At 42.2% G+C, this 18915-nt stretch carries 14 protein-coding genes, 1 tRNA gene and 1 pseudogene; 2 read left to right on the top strand and 14 right to left on the bottom strand.

The window, feature by feature from the left end; genetic code table 11:
* Nucleotide 1 precedes the first annotated feature (1 nt).
* The 6 genes and pseudogenes from rnr to gap all read right to left on the bottom strand — a co-directional run bounded on the left by rnr (nt 2) and on the right by gap (nt 7369).
* Nucleotides 2-2305: pseudogene (gene rnr / locus B808_RS04070) on the bottom strand (ribonuclease R).
* Nucleotides 2306-2393: 88 nt separating this feature from the next.
* On the bottom strand, nt 2394-2630 hold the full coding sequence (gene secG, locus B808_RS04065; protein WP_009166927.1) for a preprotein translocase subunit SecG: 237 nt from the start codon (nt 2628-2630) through the stop codon (nt 2394-2396).
* A gap of 152 nt (nt 2631-2782) precedes the next feature.
* The gene (gene eno / locus B808_RS04060) at nt 2783-4102 is read right to left on the bottom strand and encodes a phosphopyruvate hydratase (protein ID WP_035422094.1); all 1320 of its coding nucleotides are present in this window, start codon (nt 4100-4102) and stop codon (nt 2783-2785) included.
* An 89-nt stretch (nt 4103-4191) separates the two neighbouring features.
* Nucleotides 4192-4956: a triose-phosphate isomerase gene (gene tpiA / locus B808_RS04055; protein ID WP_009166929.1), complete on the bottom strand. Its 765-nt coding sequence runs from the start codon at nt 4954-4956 to the stop codon at nt 4192-4194.
* Nucleotides 4957-5065: 109 nt separating this feature from the next.
* Nucleotides 5066-6280: a phosphoglycerate kinase gene (locus tag B808_RS04050; protein ID WP_009166930.1), complete on the bottom strand. Its 1215-nt coding sequence runs from the start codon at nt 6278-6280 to the stop codon at nt 5066-5068.
* Between the two features lie 84 nt (nt 6281-6364).
* Nucleotides 6365-7369: a type I glyceraldehyde-3-phosphate dehydrogenase gene (gap, locus tag B808_RS04045; protein ID WP_009166931.1), complete on the bottom strand. Its 1005-nt coding sequence runs from the start codon at nt 7367-7369 to the stop codon at nt 6365-6367.
* A gap of 188 nt (nt 7370-7557) precedes the next feature.
* On the opposite strand from gap, the gene B808_RS04040 reads away from it, so the two are divergent.
* A tRNA-Arg gene (locus tag B808_RS04040) sits at nt 7558-7629 on the top strand.
* 77 nt (nt 7630-7706) lie between these two features.
* Here B808_RS04040 and B808_RS04035 read toward each other — a convergent pair.
* Complete coding sequence (locus B808_RS04035; RefSeq protein ID WP_035422092.1) at nt 7707-8471, bottom strand: hypothetical protein; 765 nt, start codon at nt 8469-8471, stop codon at nt 7707-7709.
* Between the two features lie 277 nt (nt 8472-8748).
* Here B808_RS04035 and clpP point away from each other — a divergent pair, with 277 nt between their 5' ends.
* Nucleotides 8749-9342, top strand: coding sequence for an ATP-dependent Clp endopeptidase proteolytic subunit ClpP (gene clpP / locus B808_RS04030; RefSeq protein WP_035422089.1), 594 nt, complete (start codon nt 8749-8751; stop codon nt 9340-9342).
* A 68-nt stretch (nt 9343-9410) separates the two neighbouring features.
* On the opposite strand, the gene whiA is transcribed toward clpP, so the two are convergent.
* The 7 genes from whiA to B808_RS03995 all read right to left on the bottom strand — a co-directional run bounded on the left by whiA (nt 9411) and on the right by B808_RS03995 (nt 18901).
* A complete protein-coding gene (gene whiA / locus B808_RS04025; protein WP_009166934.1) occupies nt 9411-10361 on the bottom strand; it encodes a DNA-binding protein WhiA in 951 nt (316 codons plus the stop codon).
* An 8-nt stretch (nt 10362-10369) separates the two neighbouring features.
* Entirely contained in the window at nt 10370-11383 is a 1014-nt protein-coding gene (locus B808_RS04020) for a gluconeogenesis factor YvcK family protein (RefSeq protein WP_035422087.1), read from the bottom strand.
* Nucleotides 11380-12261, bottom strand: coding sequence for an RNase adapter RapZ (gene rapZ / locus B808_RS04015; protein ID WP_009166936.1), 882 nt, complete (start codon nt 12259-12261; stop codon nt 11380-11382). The genes B808_RS04020 and rapZ overlap by 4 nt, the downstream gene beginning before the upstream one ends.
* 90 nt (nt 12262-12351) lie before the next feature.
* Nucleotides 12352-15216 (bottom strand): excinuclease ABC subunit UvrA, encoded by a 2865-nt coding sequence (gene uvrA, locus B808_RS04010; protein WP_035422085.1) that lies wholly within the window; start codon nt 15214-15216, stop codon nt 12352-12354.
* Nucleotides 15217-15226: 10 nt separating this feature from the next.
* Complete coding sequence (gene uvrB / locus B808_RS04005; protein ID WP_081716738.1) at nt 15227-17236, bottom strand: excinuclease ABC subunit UvrB; 2010 nt, start codon at nt 17234-17236, stop codon at nt 15227-15229.
* A 206-nt stretch (nt 17237-17442) separates the two neighbouring features.
* Entirely contained in the window at nt 17443-18375 is a 933-nt protein-coding gene (gene trxB / locus B808_RS04000) for a thioredoxin-disulfide reductase (RefSeq protein ID WP_035422081.1), read from the bottom strand.
* A gap of 13 nt (nt 18376-18388) precedes the next feature.
* Entirely contained in the window at nt 18389-18901 is a 513-nt protein-coding gene (locus tag B808_RS03995; protein WP_009166940.1) for a thiol peroxidase, read from the bottom strand.
* Nucleotides 18902-18915: the final 14 nt, after the last annotated feature.

Genomic DNA, 18915 nt, shown 5'->3' with positions numbered 1-18915 from the left:
TTTATTTTCTTTTTTGAACAGTAAAACGGTGTCTAGTTCCAAGTTGTTTGCCATGTTTCTGCTTAACTGGCGATTGATGGCGCCGTTCGCCTTGACTTCCATGATGAGAAGCATGCGAGCGCGTTGGTAATAAATCTGTTTTCGGGGTGTTTTCGGGGTGTAAGATTTCAAAATCAACTGTACTTTGATCAACATCCACCGCCACACACTTCACTTGGATATCCTGACCAATTTTATAAGTTCGTTTAGTATTACTACCAACCAGTGCCATATATTTATCAACATACTGATAGTAATCATCTTTCATTCGGCTGATATGCACCAGACCTTCAACCGTATTTGGCAATTCAATAAAAGCTCCAAACTTCATCACAGAACTAACTACTCCGTCGAATTCTTCTCCAATCCGATCGCTCATGTACTGGGCTTTCATCATGGCATCAACGTCGCGCTCTGTGGTAACCGCACGCCGTTCATTATCAGAACAGCTGGCGGCAATCTCATTTACCACCTCTGCATAGGTCTGCTTCGTAGTATCGTTGATTCCATGATCCAAATAATAGTGAATCAGACGATGAATAAACATATCCGGATACCGCCGAATTGGTGAGGTAAAGTGCGTATAGTACTGAGCCCCTAGCCCAAAATGACCCACACATTTGTCGGCATATTTAGCCTGTTGCATGCTCCGTAATAACATCACGGATACCATGCTTTCTTCCGGTGTCCCGGCAACCTTAGTCAACACATTTTGTAACGTCTTCGGTTGCAGATGATCAGGATCAGCCTTAACGTTAATCCCAAATGCAGTTAAAAATTCAAAAAATGACTTGACGCGAGTTGCATCTGGATTTTCATGTATTCGATAAATAAACGGAACCTTTGCCTTATGATAAGTCTCGGCCACGGTTTCATGTTAGCTGCTAATGAATGATTCCACTAAGCGCTCAGCTACCCCACGATTCCGTAACTGAATGTCAATGGGATGACCATTTTGATCAACAATAATTTTGGCTTCATCATCATTAAAATCAATGGCGCCCCGACGTCGGCGTGAACGATATAAGATGCGATGAAGCTCACCCATCGCATCAAACATTGGCACCAAATCTTCATATTGCTTCCGAACAGCGGCATCTTTAGTTTCCAAGATGGCATTAACAGCGTTATAAGTCATTCGTTTAGTCGAACGCATCACACTGGGATGAATTCGTGATCGAATCACTTTCCCCTGAGGATTGATCTCCATCTCACAACTCATACAGAGACGTAATTCACCCTCATTCAACGAACAAATTCCATTTGAGAGGCGCCGCGGGAGCATTGGAATCACTCGATCGGTTAAATAAACCGACGTGCCTCGCTTATAGGCTTCGCGATCCAACAGACTCCCTTGTTTAACATAATGACTCACATCGGCAATGTGAACTCCTAAATGATAATTCCCGTTCGATAATTTCCACGCAGTGACCGCATCATCCAAATCTTTGGATTCTTCAGCATCAATCGTCACCAATTGCTGGTCAGTAATGTCTTCGCGGTTTTTCATTTCTTCAGGTAAGACATGGTCAGGAATGGCATCGGCTTCCTCCATGACATCCTCAGGAAATTGGGATGGAACATCATTAGCATAAACAATCTGTAAAATATCAATTCCCGGATCATCGACACTTCCGATAACTTGTTTAGCCACCCCGACTAGGTATTCTGGATGCTCATTGCTTGGATACTCAGTGATGTCACAAGTAACTACCTCACCAGGAGTTGGATGCAAACCAGCATCGGCAACGTAAAAGCGATAACCAGCTAGTTTTTTATCTTTTAATTTAATTTGACCCACAAAACCTAGGTCGTTATTGGTTTTAAAAAATTCGCCCACCACGTGATCGTAGTGATGTTCCAGAATTTTAACTACCTGTCCCTGAGGCCCGCGATCCGTTTTTTGATCAGCTGGTTTCAGCACTTGCATTGCAACCCGATCCAAGTTCATTGCCCGTAACGTCAAATCAGGGGCAACAAAAGCATCCGGCTGTTCTTCGTCATATGCCACAAACCCAAAGCCTTTAGGGTTTGAATGAAAGACTCCTTCAAATTTCAGCTCAGCCGGATTTAGTTTAAAACTTCCATCACCTGTAACTAGCACAAGTGCTTGACGCTCTAAATCAGCCAGTTCTTGAATAATCAGTTTGAAGGCCGCTGATCCATGATATCCAAGGGCGTCCGCCAATTTTTCCACTGTATAACTTCGTTCAGGATGAGCCCGCAGCTCCGTTTCTAGTTCATACTTTAATTCATTATCATGCACAATTATTTCCTCTTATTATTCTTAATTTTCCAATTATCATGTTTTACTTTTAATAAAAAAAACTCCTGTAGTTACAGGAGTTTCATAATTAGCGTTGTGCCATCATCATTAACAGTAATGCGATTGCAAAAAACAAAATACCCAGTACCACCGTAACTTTTTGAATGAAGGACTCAAAGCCTCGTGATTTTGACTCCGAAAACAAATCACTTGCTCCACCCGAAAAAGATGACATTGCATCGTTATTTTTAGAAGGCTGCATTAGCACTGCCATAATAATCAAAACACTGACAATCCAAAGTGCCACCATTAAGAAGTTAGCCACAATATTCCTCCTAACTACTTAGTCAAAGACCATACAACTCCTGTCTATGATTGTAACACAACCCATTATTTTCTTCTACGGTTTCTCTCATTTGCCCAAATGTTAATAATTATTCAAAATAAAAAAGCCTTCAGTTCTGAAGGCTTTTTGAATTATTTCTTGATGATGTTTTCTCGCTGTTGCCGATCAAGATTGTAGAAAGAATGAATTCCTTTGTATTCAGAAACTGAACCCAACTGATCTTCAATCCGCATTAACTGGTTGTATTTCGCAATTCGTTCGCCACGACTCATAGAGCCTGTCTTGATTTGACCAGCGTTCATGGCCACTACCAAGTCGGAAATCGTCGTATCTTCGGTTTCTCCAGAACGATGGGAAATAATTGCAGTGTAGCCAGCTTCCTTCGCCATGTTAACCGCATTGACAGTCTCGGTTAAAGTTCCAATTTGGTTAAGTTTAATCAAAATGGAGTTGGCAACGTGCATATCAATTCCCTTTTCAAGATATGAAGTGTTGGTAACAAATAAATCATCACCAACTAACTGAACCTTTTTACCCAGCTTCTCGGTTGCTAGTTGCCAATCAGCCCATTCGTTTTCATCTAGCGGGTCTTCGATTGAAATGATTGGGTATTTGTCAACGAGCGAATCTAACAAATCGATGAATTCGGTAGCACTATATGATTTACCATCACCAACTAAGTTATATTTTTTAGTTTCAGCATCATAAAACTCAGAAGCAGCACAATCAAAGGCAATGCAGATATCCTTACCAGGAACATAACCAGCTCGTTTAATAGCTTCAACTAAGATTTCAAATGGTTCCTCGTTATTTTTTAGATTAGGAGCAAAACCACCTTCATCACCAACTGCCGTTGAGTAACCTTGTTCGTTCAAAATGTTTTTAAGGTTGTGGAAAGTTTCTGAACCCATCCGAACAGCTTCGCGCATCGAGTCAGCACCAACCGGCATAATCATAAATTCTTGAAAATCAACTTTATTATTTGCGTGTTTCCCACCATTAATAACGTTCATCATTGGGGTTGGTAAAACATGACCATCAAAACCGCCAAGATAATTGTACAAAGGAGTGCCTAGTTCGTCAGCAGCAGCTCGTGCAGCTGCAATGGAAACTGCCAAAATTGCATTAGCGCCTAACTTAGCTTTGTTAGGAGTCCCATCCAATTTGATCATTGCCTGGTCAATTCCCAATTGATCAGTAACATCGTAGCCAATGATTTCTTTAGCAATCTTGTCATTTACATTGGCAACGGCCTTGGTAACGCCCTTTCCCATGAAACGACTTTTATCGCCATCACGTAGTTCAACGGCTTCATGCTCACCAGTCGAAGCTCCAGATGGCACAATGCCACGACCCATCGCTCCGTCTTCAGTATAAACCTCAGCTTCAACCGTCGGGTTACCACGAGAATCTAAAACTTCGCGGGCATAAATATCAGAAATAATTGACATAAGTACGTCTCCTTAGTAGTTTTTTAAAACTTTTCCTAAATCCACTCTAATTTTACATTTTTTAAAACGGCTTTGCAATCTAAAACCGCCTATTTCAGCGTTTCAAAGTTGGCTAATTTTAAGAACTCAGCCGGATTCACACTAGCCTTTCCTGCTAGTACTCCATCGATGTTGGGTTCAGCCATCAAATCTTTAATATTTTCATCAGTAACGCTACCGCCATACAGAATTCGAGTTTGATCAGCAACTTCATCCGAATAAAGATCCGCTACCGTCTGCCGAATTAAGTAGCAACCATCCTCCGCTTCTTGACTAGGGGCACTGTGACCAGTACCAATTGCCCAGCTCGGTTCATAGGCAATTATTAGCTTGCTAGCATCCGTCGCTGACACTCCTCGAAGGGCTGCTGTAACTTGCCCAACTGCCCATGAAACCCGATCACCGTTTTCAAAGCGGCCCATCGTTTCATCGCAACACAAGATTGGCGTCATTTGATTTTTAAACACCGCTTGGACTTTCTTATTAATGATATCATCGGTTTCATTAAAATACTTACGCCGCTCCGAATGACCAACAATCACATAGGGAATTGCAAGTTCTCGTAAAGCTTTGGGACTTACTTCTCCAGTATAGGCCCCTTCGTCACGATAAAAACAATTTTCCGCAGCAATTTGTACCGGACCGTCTCCTTGAACTGCCTGCATGGAAGTCAAAAAAAGCGGAGATGCCGCAATTACGGTTTCAACCGCCGAACGTGGCGGTAATTTTGGTTGAATTTTTTGCACAAAGGCAACAGCAGCTGTCGGAGTTAAATTCATTTTCCAATTGCCACCAATAAACGGAATTCTTGTCATTGCAAGCTCACCTCTTGACCACATCTAGTAACTTAATTCTAATTGATTGCTTCCAAAAGTACCAGTCTTAACAAAAAAACTGCCAACTTTTTGACAGTTTATTTTGTTACTATTTATTTGAAATGCAAGCAATTCCTGGAAGCGTCTTTCCTTCAAGATATTCTAAAGAAGCTCCCCCACCAGTCGAGATATGGGTTAACTTGTCAGCCACCCCTAACTGTTTAACTGCTGCTGTCGAATCGCCTCCACCTACAATCGTCGTGGCATCATCGAGCGTTCCTAAGAAACGACCGATTGATAAGGTTCCTTCAGCAAATTTTGGCATTTCAAAGACGCCCATCGGTCCATTCCAAACGACCGTCTTAGCATCTGCCAACACTCGTTCAAAAAGTTGAATCGATTTTGGTCCGATGTCAAGCGCCATCATTCCATTTGGAATTGAACCATCGACTACTTCAGGGTTGGCATCATTATCAAATTTATCAGCGATGACGGAGTCAACTGGTAGAACGATCTTATCGCCACCTTTTTGCAAAATTTCTTTTGCAACTGCGATCTTATCATTTTCAACCAATGAATTTCCGATCCCAATCCCCTTGGCAGCGTAGAAAGTGTAGGTCATTCCCCCACCGATAATAATTTTGTCAGCTTTTTCAAGTAAGTTGTCGATTACGCCAATCTTGTCAGAAACTTTGGCACCACCTAAAATTGCCACAAAGGGATGTTTGGGATGATCAACAGCATTCCCTAAGAACTTGATTTCCTTCTCCATTAAAAAGCCCGCAGCAACTGGTTTGTGTTCCTGTTCCATGGCAGTTGCAATTCCGACATTGGAAGCATGACTTCGATGCGCAGTCCCAAAAGCATCATTAACAAACATATCACCAAGTGAAGCCCAATAAGCCCCAAGCTTAGGATCGTTGCCAGACTCGCGCTTAACCTGTTCACCATCAACCACATCTTGATACCGCGTGTTTTCAGCTAGCAAGATTTGTCCATCTTGAAGCTGAGCAATGGCCTCTTCGAGCTGAGGACCCTCGTTCACCGGCACAAAGGTAACTGGTTTATTAATTAGTTTGGCTAATTTTTCAGCAACGGGACGCAAGGATAGCCCCGGCTTGTCGGCCTCAGATTTGATTCTTCCTAAGTGTGAAAACAGGATCGCTTTCCCACCATTATCAGTGACCCACTTAATCGTCGGAATCGCAGCAACAATTCGATTATCGTCACCAACTACCCCATCTTTAATGGGAACATTAAAATCAACCCGCATGAGGACTTTTTTATCCTTAACATCTAAATCATTAACAATTAATTTATCCATCGTGGTTCCTCCAACTTCTCTGCTAAATAAGAAAGGCGGGGGAGGTTTTCCCTCCTCCGCCTTCTCAAATCAAGATTCAAAAACTTAGATTGTAGCAAATTTTTGTAACGTACGAACCATGTTACAAGTGAAGCCCCATTCGTTGTCATACCAAGCAACTGTCTTAACTAATTGCAAATCACCATTTTCAGTGATTTCAGTTTGGCTAGGGTCAAAGACAGAACCGTGATCGTCGCCGATAATGTCGCTTGAAACAATCTCATCATCAGTGTAACCAAATGAATCGCTTTCGTGTTTCTTCATCGCTTCATTGATTTCATCAGCAGTTACGTTTTTGTCTAATACGGAAACTAATTCCGTCAAAGAACCATCAACAACTTGAGAACGTTGTGCGTGTCCCTGTAAAACACCGTCAAGTTCTGGAATAACCAAACCAATAGCTTTGGCAGCACCTGATGAATGTGGAATCGTGTTCACAGCAGCAGCCCGATTGTTACGGAACTTGCCACTGCGAGGACCATCTTGTAATGACTGAGAAGCAGTATAGGCATGAATCGTAGTCATCGTACCCAGCTTAACCCCAAATTCTTTGTTCAACCAGTATGCCATTGGAGCTAAACAACTCGTAGTACAAGAACCAGCAGAAACGATCTTGTCATCATGTTCCAAAGTGTCTAAGTTAACGCCAGGAACAACCGTCCGCATTGCACCAGCTGGAGCAGAAACTAGTACCCGTTTAGCACCAGCATCTAAATGTGCTTGTGCCTTGTCTTTAGAAGTGTAGAAACCAGTACATTCAAGAACAAAGTCGACACCATCGTTCTTAACCCATGGAATGTTTTTGGCATCACGTTCAGCATAAACTGGAATTCGTTTGCCATCAACGATGATTGCATCTTCAGTGGACTCTACTTTGCCAGGAAAACGACCATGAACAGAGTCATACTTCAATAGGTAAGCTAACATTGAAGGGGTCGTTAAGTCGTTAATTGCGGCAACTTCAATCCCCTCGGAGTTTAATTGACTAATGCGTCTAAATGCTAGACGACCAATTCTTCCGAAACCATTAATACCAATCTTTGTAGTCATAAAAGGTTTCCTCCCTCAAATACTTTAATATAATACAGTAGTTATTTTAGCACTTCGCAACCGATTTGTCAGTGATTTCAATCGACTTAGTTGCCCACCCGTTTCGAACCACTAGCATTGTTTCAATCTAGCAAAAACTGCTTGCCAGATAATCAAGTTTCCTGTATAGTATTAACCGTAGTTTGTTTGCACTCCTAGTGTAATGGATAGCACGTAAGATTCCGGTTCTTGAGATCCCGGTTCGACTCCGGGGGAGTGCATCAATAAAAAAGAGGCGTTGATAATCACCAACGCCTCTTTTTTATTGTAACCATTTATCTCAACTGGATTTATTTTATCAAAAAAATAGTCTCTTAAAATAATTAAAAATTGGACTATAAATTACATAATAAAAATCCATTGAATATAATATGGACGATGATAACCAAAACCCAACCGTTACGTAAAACTTGTCGAGGCGACCATAATTTTTATTTGTAAACAACATGCTAACCGCACCTAAAAAGTTAACCCCCAAACCGATCATCAGTAATAGGGTGCTTATAGATAAAACATTTATTCCGATCGGTCCCATCAGAAAAATCAGCGATACAACAAACAACAAGGAAGAAAGATTCAAAAATGTTGCGAGTTGATTAAGCATAGCCAAAAGTGATAACTGATTTTTCATCACTAAGCGAAGGATCACAAATAAAAGTAGTGGGGCACCCACCACCATAATGATTACAAACTCACCAAGCATTTTAGTCAGTTGATCATCTAATCCTCGCAGAAGCGATTTATTAACAGTAACTTGCATAATTAACATAAGTATTGAAAAAATCAGTATTCCGTTAATGATTAATGCAATAATTCCAAAATTAGACTTTGAATTCGGCTGATAGCTTAGCGGGTGCTTAATAGATGCAAACCAACGATTCCACCATTTTGTTACCTTAGTTTTGCTTGGCTCCATGGATTCGTTCAAGGTTGCCGAGCTTACCATGCTACCACTGGTTTCAGAACTACTAATCGAACTGACTGATTGGCTAGCAGCAAGACTTGCTTGCGAATTAACTGCCGTACTTGTTTTGACACTATCTGATTGTTGACTTAAATCCAAAGATGCTCCACAATTCTTACAAAATTTTGCTTGCGGATTGTTGAGAGTATGGCACTTGGAACATGTAATCATATTTATTCTCCGTTCTTACAATAGATTTGATTATACTATTTATAGCTTAAGTACTATTTATATTTTAATATATTAACTACTATAAAACTAGTCCCATTGGAAATTATCTAAAACAAGCCAATAAATTGACCTTATTTGACCAAGGTTGTATGATAAGAATACGAATTTAATAATTCAATCTAATTATGAAAGAAGCGAAGTTATTATGCCTTTAGTTCCTACAGTTGTTGAAAACTCGCCCCAAGGTGAACGTGCCTACGATATTTATTCTCGATTACTAAAAGATCGGATTATCATGCTGTCTGGTCAAATCGAAGACAATATGGCTAACGCCATCATTGCCCAACTACTATTCTTGGATGCTCAAGACTCAGATAAAGATATTTATTTATACATTAATTCTCCCGGCGGGGTAATTACTTCCGGAATGGCTATCTATGATACTATGAACTTCATTAAATCTGACGTTCAAACAATTGTGATGGGAATGGCTGCTTCAATGGCCAGTGTCTTGGCAACTGCCGGGACCAAGGGAAAGCGGTTTGCTTTACCTCACTCTCAGATCATGATTCACCAACCTTCCGGTGGAGCACAGGGTCAACAAACGGAGATTGAGATCGCTGCAAAAGAGATTCTCAAAGCTCGCAAGATGATTAACGAGTTACTCGCTGAACATTCTGGACAACCACTTGAAAAAATTGATCGCGATACGGAACGAGACAATTACCTAACAGCGCAAGACGCCGTTGACTATGGTTTAATTGATGGAATTATGAAAAACAGTTCTGATCGAAAATAATTAGTGCCTGATTAAAAAAGACGGATTCTAAATTCTTTAGAATCCGTCTTTTTTATTTCTTCAATTAACTAACGCTCGAGGGAAGTCTGATTTTCAATGCGAAGTTGCTGGGCAAAATCGTTAATTTTATGCAACCGGTGATTAATCCCTGATTTTGAAATCGGTCCATCTGCGACTAACTCACCTAATTCTTTCAAACTAACTTCCTGGTGTTTGAGTCTCGTTTCCGCAACATTTCGCAATTTAATTGGGAGGGCTGCTAACCCAACGGTCGCTGCAATAAATTTAATGTTTTCTAATTGTTTGGTTGACGCATTAGCGACCTTATTCAGATTAGCATTCTCACAATTAACTAAGCGATTAACTGAATTCCGCATATCACGCATAATTCGAATATCTTCAAATTTTAGCATCGCGTTTGTTGCTCCAATTAGTTGCAAAAAATCAGCGATTTTTTCCGCTTCTTTCAGATAGACGATGTACCCGCTCCGCCGTTGCGTTTGTTTAGCCCCTAGTTGGTAACGATTAATCATCTCCAACAACATTTGATTGTGCTCCTGATACAAAGAGTAAATCTCTAAATGATAGCGCGATGTTTCTGGATTATTAACAGAACCCCCTGCCAAAAAAGCTCCCCGTAAGTAAGACCGCACCTGCAGATCATTTTTAAGCAGTTCAACTGGAACCCGCTCCTTAATCTGATTGTCAGCAAAAATCCCTAAATCTTGCAACAATTCTGATACATGGGAACGCAAACGGACAACATAAAAATTATTTTTGTGTAGCTTCATTTTTCGTCGCACTAACACTCGGGTTTCAATATGATAAAAATGAAGCAGAAGCTGGTAGATACGACGCGCAATTACAGAGTTTTCCGACTGGACTTCCAAGGTCAAATTACCATTAGCTAGTTTTAGACTACCATTCATCCGAATCAAGGCCATTAACTCCGCCTGTGCGTTTAGTCGATGAACCTCCAACTGGGTCAGCTCTTTTTTTACCTCGCTGGCATATGACATGTGAAAAATCACTCCTCATTAGGATTGTTAGCTCGTTTTAATAATCGCATCAATTCATCCGTCACTAATTTACCATTATGAAACGCACCATGATCACGTAATTCAAGAAAATCGGAAGGAATCACTCGACACCCAAGCTCTTGTAAGCCCTGATAATCAGCTGCCACTGGCTGAGCTTCGTCCCCCCACCGCTGATGGTCAATATAAGTCGCTGGTACCGGTCGATCATTAACTAATACGGTATCAACAAAAGAACTACCCAGTTGGCGATCGAGGACGCGGACGTGATCAGCATCTGTAAAGTGATCTGTTTCCCCTTTTTGGGTCATAATATTACAAATGTAAATCACTTCTGCTTTGGTCGTGCGAACCGCTTGCCCAACATTGCCGACCATTAAATTCGGTAGAATACTGGTATACAGGCTTCCTGGTCCCAGGACAATCTGATCTGCATTCATGATTGCCTCAACGACTGCAGGAACTGCTGCTGGTTGGTGCGGCTTTTCGGCTGATTCAACCCACACGCGCTTAATCATTTTATCAGCAGCCGTAATCTCGGCTTCTCCGGCAAGTTGAGTACCGTCCTGAAATTCGGCATGCAGCTCAAGAATTTCATCACAAACTGGAAAGACATGTCCCTGAACCCGCATCATCTTGGCAAGCTCCTGAACCGCTACAAAAAATCCTCCCTCCATTTCAGAAAGCGCCGTAATAATCAAGTTACCAATGGCATGACCGGATAAGAACCGATCTGTAGACTTAAATCGATATTGGAAAATATCCAGATCAATTTGGGGTAAGTTCGACAGAGCTACTAAAACATTACGAATATCCCCGGGGGGCAGAACATTAATATAATTTCGTAGGATCCCAGATGAGCCCCCGTCATCAGCAACCGTCACAATCGCAGTAATGTCAACGGCACGTTTTTTTAAGTTACGTAAAATAACCGGGAGACCTGTTCCTCCACCAATTACTACCATTCGAGGTCGCCGAGATTGGTGCTGCTTTCGTGCTATCATTTACCAATTCCCTCATGTCTATCAATATCTCGATGCGTAACATTCACAGTATAGCCCGCTTGTTGCAAGTTCTGAGCTAAACGTTCCGTCATTGCCACCGACCGGTGCTGTCCACCCGTGCATCCAATCGCAATCGTCTCACTCGCTTTAGAACTATTTTTAATTTGTGGAAGCTGAAAATCCAGCAGTGCTGCTAATCTAGTGAAGAAACCTTCTGCCGTCGGCTGATTCATTACATACTGATAGACTGGCGCATCCCGACCGGTTTGGTTGCGTAGTTCAGGCAAATAGTACGGATTACTAAGAAATCGCACATCAAACAGCATGTCAGCATCAAGTGGTAACCCATATTTAAACCCAAACGACATTAATTCAACATGAAATGGATCAAACCCATGTTGTTCAAAACTCGCAATAATTTTTTCTCGTAATTGATTCGAAGTTAGATCCGTCGTGTCAATCACTAAATTGGCGTCCGCCTTAACTGCCGCCATCTCAGAACGTTCTTTTTCTATTCCATCAACAATGCGACCGTTTCTAGCCAATGGATGATTTCTGCGGCTTTCCTCATAGCGGGAAACCAAAACGTTGGTTGCCGCATCTAAAAAAATCACATTTTCTTGTTCGTGTTGATTGCGTGCCAGTGAACGCAAAGAATTTACAAATTCTTGGTTAGTTCCTGGTGATCGTAAATCAATAACCACTGCAACTTTATTAATTTCAGTTGAAGTCTGCAATAAATCAATAAATTTATGGAGGAGCGCGGTTGGCAAATTATCGACACAAAAATAACCTAAATCTTCAAAAGTCTGAATTGCTTTTGTTTTTCCGGCACCACTCATTCCGGTAATTACTACAAACCGGTCATCTTTTTTCATAAGCACTCCCTCCAAACGTTATTTTAGTATAGCACACCCGGCTAATTCGATAAATCAAACGACTAAAAAACGCCTAGTAGCATCTCACTACTAAACGTGATCGTGGTTCGCCATTGCTTTAGTTTTAGCCGTATCAGCAACTAAAATTGGCTCTAAATACTGTCCAGTATAACTAGCAGCTACCTTAACCAGCTGCTCGGGCGTCCCCGTTGCCACGATTTGACCACCGCCAGCTCCGCCTTCTGGACCTAGATCAATTAAATAATCTGCTTGTTTAATCACATCCATATTATGTTCAATGATTAAAACGGTATTCCCCGCATCCGTGAGCTGTTGCAGCACTGCTAATAAATGCTTAATATCTTCACTATGCAGCCCCGTAGTTGGCTCATCCAAAATATAAAAATTATTTCCACTAGAACGTTTATGCAGTTCTGACGCTAGTTTCATCCGCTGAGCTTCACCACCAGATAAGGTAGTCGCTGGTTGCCCCAACTTTACATAGCCAAGTCCGACATCAACAATTGTCTGCAATTTTCGTGTAATTTTGGGAAGGGCTGCAAAGAATTCTAGCGCTTCGGCAACCGTCAGATCCAAAACATCTGCAATGCTTTTACCCTTATATTCAACCTCTAAAGTTTCGGCATTATATCGCTTACCATGACAAACTTCGCAAGGAACAAATACATCCGGCAAAAAGTCCATTTCGATTTTTAAAATGCCATCACCATGGCAAGTTTCACAACGACCACCCTTCGTATTAAAACTAAACCGCCCCTTCTGATAGCCCCGCAGCTGGGCTTCATTAGTCTGAGAAAACAACGTTCGAACGTCGTCAAAAACACCCGTATACGTTGCTGGATTACTCCGTGGAGTTCTGCCAATGGGACTTTGATCGATGCTCACTAATTTTTCGATGTTTTGGTAGCCCGTTAGGGAGCGATATTTGCCCGGTTTTTCAGAATTATGGTTCAATTTTTGCGCCAACACCCGCTTTAAAATATCATTCACTAACGTTGACTTGCCAGACCCGGAAACTCCTGTGACCACATTTAATTCTCCCAGCGGAAAGCTAACCGTTAAATTTTTTAAATTATTAGCAGCGGCTCCTTTGAGGGTTAATTTTTTTCGACTATGGCGCCGGTGGAGGGGTACCGGAATAAATTTTTTCCCAGCAAGGTACTGTCCCGTAAGCGAAGCTGGATTTTTAGCTACCTGTGCGGGAGTTCCCGTCGCCATAATCCGCCCTCCATTTTGACCAGCGCCGGGACCAACATCAATCAAATAGTCAGCAGCAAGCATTGTATCCCGATCGTGTTCTACAACTACAAGCGTATTTCCAAGGTCACGCATCTGTTTCAAAGATTTGATCAAACGCGCATTATCATGTTGATGCAGACCAATCGACGGCTCATCTAAAACGTATAAAATTCCAGAAAGATTAGACCCAATCTGGGTAGCTAATCGAATCCGTTGGGCTTCCCCACCAGAGAGGGTCCGAGCTGCTCGAGCTAGAGTCAGGTAACTTAGACCAACATTAACCAAGAAATCTAACCGATCTGTAATTTCTTTTAAAATTGGTCGGGCAATCAACTCATTTTGTTCACTAAAAGTTAGTTGCTGGAAAAATTGCTTGGTCGCTGCGATATTTTGGGCACAAACGATGCCAATGTGCTGGTCACCAATCCGAACTGCCAACGCCTTTTCGTTTAGACGATATCCGTGACAAACTTGACAAGTTAATTCGCGCATATATTTCCGCATCTGATCACGAGTAAAGTCACTATTGGTCTCTCGAAAACGACGTTCCACATTCTTAACAACGCCCTCAAAAACTGCATCCACGTCCCGAACCCCACCAAAATCATTTTCATAATGAAAATGAAACGTTCGCTCTCCAGAACCGTACAACAATAGCTCCCGTTGCGATTGAGAAAGTTTTTGATAAGGCGTATCTAGATTAATTTTAAAAGCCTGAGCTGCCTGCGCTAACATCTCGGGATAATACTTGGAACTAATGGGATTCCATGGTTCTAACGCCCCATCACGCAAGGATTTAGTGGGATCTGGTACAACAAGGTCTTCATCAACTTCAAGTTTCACTCCCAGCCCATCACAAGCCGGACAAGCACCTTGCGGAGAGTTAAACGAAAATAGGCGCGGTTCTAACTGACCCACAGTAAAACCACAACGCGGACAAGCATAGTGCTCAGAAAATAGCAACGGCGCTCTTTCCCCCAGAAAATCAATTGTGGCATAGCCTTCGCTCAGCCGTAACGCCGTTTCCAAAGAATCTGATAGGCGCGCATTAATTCCTTCTTTCACAACAATCCGATCAATCACAATACTGATGCTGTGGCGCTTGTTTTTATCGAGATCAAACTCTTCCCCAATGTCCGCCATGTTACCATCGACCACCACCCGTACAAAGCCTTCGCGTTTAATCTGGGCAAATATTTTCTTATGTTGTCCTCGTTTGTCACGAACGATCGGCGCCAATATTTGCATTTTGGTCCGATCTGGCAACTCATTAATCCGAGCAATCATCTGGTCAACGGACTGGCTCTTGATAACGGTCCCATCATTAGGACAGATTGGCGTTCCCACCCGAGCCCACAGTAGCCGCAAATAGTCATTTATTTCTGTGACCGTGCCGACGGTCGATCGGGGATTTTTAGAGGTCGTCTTTTGATCGATCGAAATCGCCGGACTAAGTCCTGTAATCGAATCAACATCTGGTTTATTCATCTGACCCAAAAACTGCCGAGCATACGAAGATAAGCTTTCCACATATCGGCGTTGCCCTTCAGCGTATAAAGTGTCAAAAGCCAATGAACTTTTTCCGGATCCAGATAACCCGGACATCACTACTAATTTGTTTTTGGGGACCTCCACATTTACATCCTTAAGATTGTGCTCTCGAGCCCCACTAATTTTAATTACATCATTTTGCACTGGGTATGCCTCACTTCATTTGTTTTCGTAACTTTTTGATCGTATCCCGAAGCGCCGCTGCCTGTTCAAAATCAAGTTGCCGAGCTGCTGTTTGCATCTCATCACTAAGATTCTGAAGCATCTCGTGCTGTTCATGATCAGACATCTGTTCAAAATCTGATTCTGCAAAGGGATGCTCTGAATCAGCAGGCTGCTCAATTGTATCCGCTTTATAGGCAGAGATTGCCGTTGGAATCGCTTTAATAATCGTCTTCGGCGTCACATGATGTTCTTGATTATAGTCTAACTGCAACTGTCGTCTACGATTAGTTTCGTCCATTGCCGCCTGCATTGAATCGGTCACGTGATCCGCATACATAATCACGTGTCCATCAGCATTTCGAGCAGCACGACCAATGGTTTGAATTAAAGAGCGCACGTTTCGTAAGAAACCTTCTTTATCGGCATCTAAAATTGCAATCAAAGAAACCTCGGGAACGTCAATGCCTTCTCGCAATAAATTAATCCCCACTAACACGTCAAATTTACCTAACCGCAGATCACGAATAATTCTCGTTCTTTCTAACGTTTTAATATCACTATGCAAGTATCGGACCTTAATGCCTAAATCTTTAAGATAATCGGTTAAATCCTCTGCCATCTTCTTTGTTAGCGTCGTCACAAAAGTTCGCTGTTGGTTTTTAATTCGTTGATTGATTTCACCAACTAAATCGTCCATCTGATCTTTAGTTGGTCGGACTTCCACGGTAGGATCTAACAAACCGGTTGGTCGAATAATTTGTTCAACCACTTGGCTACTATGGTCTAATTCATAGTCCCCCGGCGTTGCAGACATGTAGATAACTTGATGAATGTGCCCTTCAAACTCTGAAAAGTTTAATGGGCGGTTGTCATAAGCACTTGGTAACCGAAATCCGTAATCGATGAGCTGGGTCTTACGGGCTCGATCACCTTTTAACATCCCACGAACCTGCGGAATGGTTTGGTGCGATTCGTCGACAAACATCAAAAAATCTTTTGGAAAGAAATCTAGCAAGGTGTAGGGAGCTTCACCGGGCTGCCGCCGATCCATGTAACGCGAGTAATTTTCAATTCCGTTGGTATATCCCATCTCACGCATCATCTCGATGTCATAAGTGGTTCGCTGCTTGAGGCGCTGGGCTTCTAGCAACTTCCCGTGCTGCTCTAGTTGCTTAACTTGAGTGTCCATGTCTGCTTTAATCTCTGGCAAAGCCACCTTCATAATCTCATCGTTCGTCAAAAAATGGGTAGCGGGAAATAGCGTCACAACTTCGGGCTGTCCAAGCACTTCCCCAGTCAGGGTATTTATTTCCGTAATTTTATCAATCTCATCCCCAAAAAATTCGATGCGGTAAGCATTCTGCGTTCCGGTAGCGGGAAAAACTTCGACCGTGTCGCCATGGACTCGGAAACGACCGCGATCAAAATCAATGTCATTACGTTCAAATTGAATGTTTACTAGTTGCCGCAGTAAAACATCTCGTTCTAATTCCTGCCCAACGTGTAAAGAAATCGTATGATTTTGATACTCAACCGGGCTTCCTAGTCCAAAAATTGAAGAAACTGAGGCAACTACAATTACATCATTTCGAGCTAGAAGCGCCGCGGTCGCTGCATGTCGCAATTGATCGATTTCATCGTTAATCGAAGCATCTTTTTCGATATAAGTATCGCTGGAAGGAACATAGGCTTCGGGTTGATAAAAATCATAGTAACTGACAAAATATTCCACCGCATTTTGCGGGAAAAATTTTTTTAGCTCGTTATAGAGTTGTCCGGCCAAGGTTTTATTGTGAGCTAGCACTAGCGTGGGACGATTTTGATCACGAATAATGTTAGCCATCGTAAATGTTTTTCCTGTCCCGGTTGCTCCAAGCAATGTCTGCTCTTTATCACCAGCATTCAACCCCGCATCCAGCGCCTTAATTGCTTCCGGTTGATCTCCGGTCGGTTGATAATCAGACACCAAGTTAAATTTTTTCTCTAATTTAGTTACCATGATAACTCCTGTCCCCAGTTCTTGATGTAATTCCTCGTAATAACATTAATCTTAGCATACGAACATACTTTCGAAAAGGCTCGCTGATCCCTCGGTTTTTAGACCCATTTTGTTGATATAACTTGTTAACTACAGTCAATAAAAAAATACCACTAAAGTTAACTTGAACCAGTAACTTTAAAGGTATTTTAATTAATCAGCGTCCATTATTTTTCTAATTTCTGAGCTTCAACATAATCAAAGACGGCCTGACCGGCAATGCCACCGTCACCAACTGCCGTGGTAATTTGTCGGAGCGGTTTGTGGCGCACATCACCCACCGCAAAAATTCCAGGAACTTTGGTTGCCATTTGTTCGTTGGTTTCAATCCAACCCTGGTCATCAGTGATTCCTAACTGCTGAAAGGCCGTAGTCAGCGGGAGAATTCCTACATAAATGAATACCCCACTAGCTGCCAGCTGCTGCTCTTCATTGGTTTGTTGGTTTTTAATCGTTACGCCTGTGACTTTTTTGTCATCACCATCAATGTGTTGTACCGTACTATTCCAGACAAAATTAATGTTGTCTTTTGAAAATGCTTGTTGTTGCAGAATTGGCTGGGCACGTAATTGATCCCGACGATGAACTACGGTCACTTGGTTAGCGATGTTTGATAGGTAAGTTGCCTCTTGAACTGCTGAGTCACCCCCACCAACAACAATCACATCTTCTTGTTTGAAGAAGGCCCCATCACAAACAGCACAGTAGGAAACTCCTCGTCCTCCGAACTCTTCTTCGCCAGGAACTCCAAGTTTGCGATACTCCGCCCCTGCTGCCAAAATAACTGCGACCGCTTCATATTGCTGATCAGCTGTATTCACTAATTTAGTCGCGCCATCGGTCGTGATCCCCGTTACTTCACCGTATGCATACTCCACTCCAAACTGGGTGCTGCTATCATACATTGCTTGTGATAAATCGGGACCCAAAATCGATTTAAAGCCAGGATAATTTTCGATTTCAGCTGTGTTGTTCATTTGCCCACCAAAAACACCCCGATCCAACATCAGAACCGAAAGTTCTGCTCGAGAGGCATATAAGGCTGCTGTCATCCCAGCTGGACCCGCGCCGATTACAATCACATCATATTTTTTTGTCATCAGGATTACCTCATTATTTTGGATTAGTTAAAAGCTGTTGTAGCGCTTTGATAACCGGTTGATAGTCTGGTTGATGGGAAATTTCTGACACCATTTGGCAAAATGTAATCTTACCAGTAGCATCAACTAAGTAAACCGCCCGTGCTAGATGACGAAAAATTGGAATATACAAGTGAGTCGCTTTTCCAAACGACCCCTCGGCATCTGACATAATTTCCATCTGCGTAACGTCGTGCGCTGCACACCAGTTCTTTTGATACTTAACTGGATTGTTAGAAACCGTCACGAATCGGACGTCACGAAACTGACTGGCCGTTTGATTAAATTGGGCGGTTTCTAAACTACAAACTTTCGTCCGCAAATCAGGGACAACGCTCAATAATAATGGTTTCCCAATTAGATCTGTCGTTGTAAGCTGCTTCCCCGCCTGATCACGCAAAGTGAAATTAGGTAGTGCTTCTCCCACTTGTGGTTGCTGGTTTCCCATTAGCCATTGAATTGGAATTCCACCTAGCTTAATTGTCATCTAAGTCACCTCTC

Source organism: Fructilactobacillus florum 8D (assembly GCF_000512295.1).
GTDB classification, from domain to species: domain Bacteria; phylum Bacillota; class Bacilli; order Lactobacillales; family Lactobacillaceae; genus Fructilactobacillus; species Fructilactobacillus florum.
Note: the sequence above shows the minus strand (reverse complement) of the source record. Positions and strands in the feature narration are given on the sequence as shown.

Excerpts from the sequence above, each read along its gene's own strand:
- eno (WP_035422094.1), bottom strand. The coding sequence starts at position 4,102 with ATGTCAATTATTTCTGATATTTATGCCCGCGAAGTTTTAGATTCTCGT.
- tpiA (WP_009166929.1), bottom strand. The coding sequence starts at position 4,956 with ATGACAAGAATTCCGTTTATTGGTGGCAATTGGAAAATGAATTTAACT.
- B808_RS04050 (WP_009166930.1), bottom strand. The coding sequence starts at position 6,280 with ATGGATAAATTAATTGTTAATGATTTAGATGTTAAGGATAAAAAAGTC.
- gap (WP_009166931.1), bottom strand. The coding sequence starts at position 7,369 with ATGACTACAAAGATTGGTATTAATGGTTTCGGAAGAATTGGTCGTCTA.
- clpP (WP_035422089.1), top strand. The coding sequence starts at position 8,749 with ATGCCTTTAGTTCCTACAGTTGTTGAAAACTCGCCCCAAGGTGAACGT.
- whiA (WP_009166934.1), bottom strand. The coding sequence starts at position 10,361 with ATGTCATATGCCAGCGAGGTAAAAAAAGAGCTGACCCAGTTGGAGGTT.
- B808_RS04020 (WP_035422087.1), bottom strand. The coding sequence starts at position 11,383 with ATGATAGCACGAAAGCAGCACCAATCTCGGCGACCTCGAATGGTAGTA.
- rapZ (WP_009166936.1), bottom strand. The coding sequence starts at position 12,261 with ATGAAAAAAGATGACCGGTTTGTAGTAATTACCGGAATGAGTGGTGCC.
- uvrB (WP_081716738.1), bottom strand. The coding sequence starts at position 17,236 with ATGGTAACTAAATTAGAGAAAAAATTTAACTTGGTGTCTGATTATCAA.
- trxB (WP_035422081.1), bottom strand. The coding sequence starts at position 18,375 with ATGACAAAAAAATATGATGTGATTGTAATCGGCGCGGGTCCAGCTGGG.
- B808_RS03995 (WP_009166940.1), bottom strand. The coding sequence starts at position 18,901 with ATGACAATTAAGCTAGGTGGAATTCCAATTCAATGGCTAATGGGAAAC.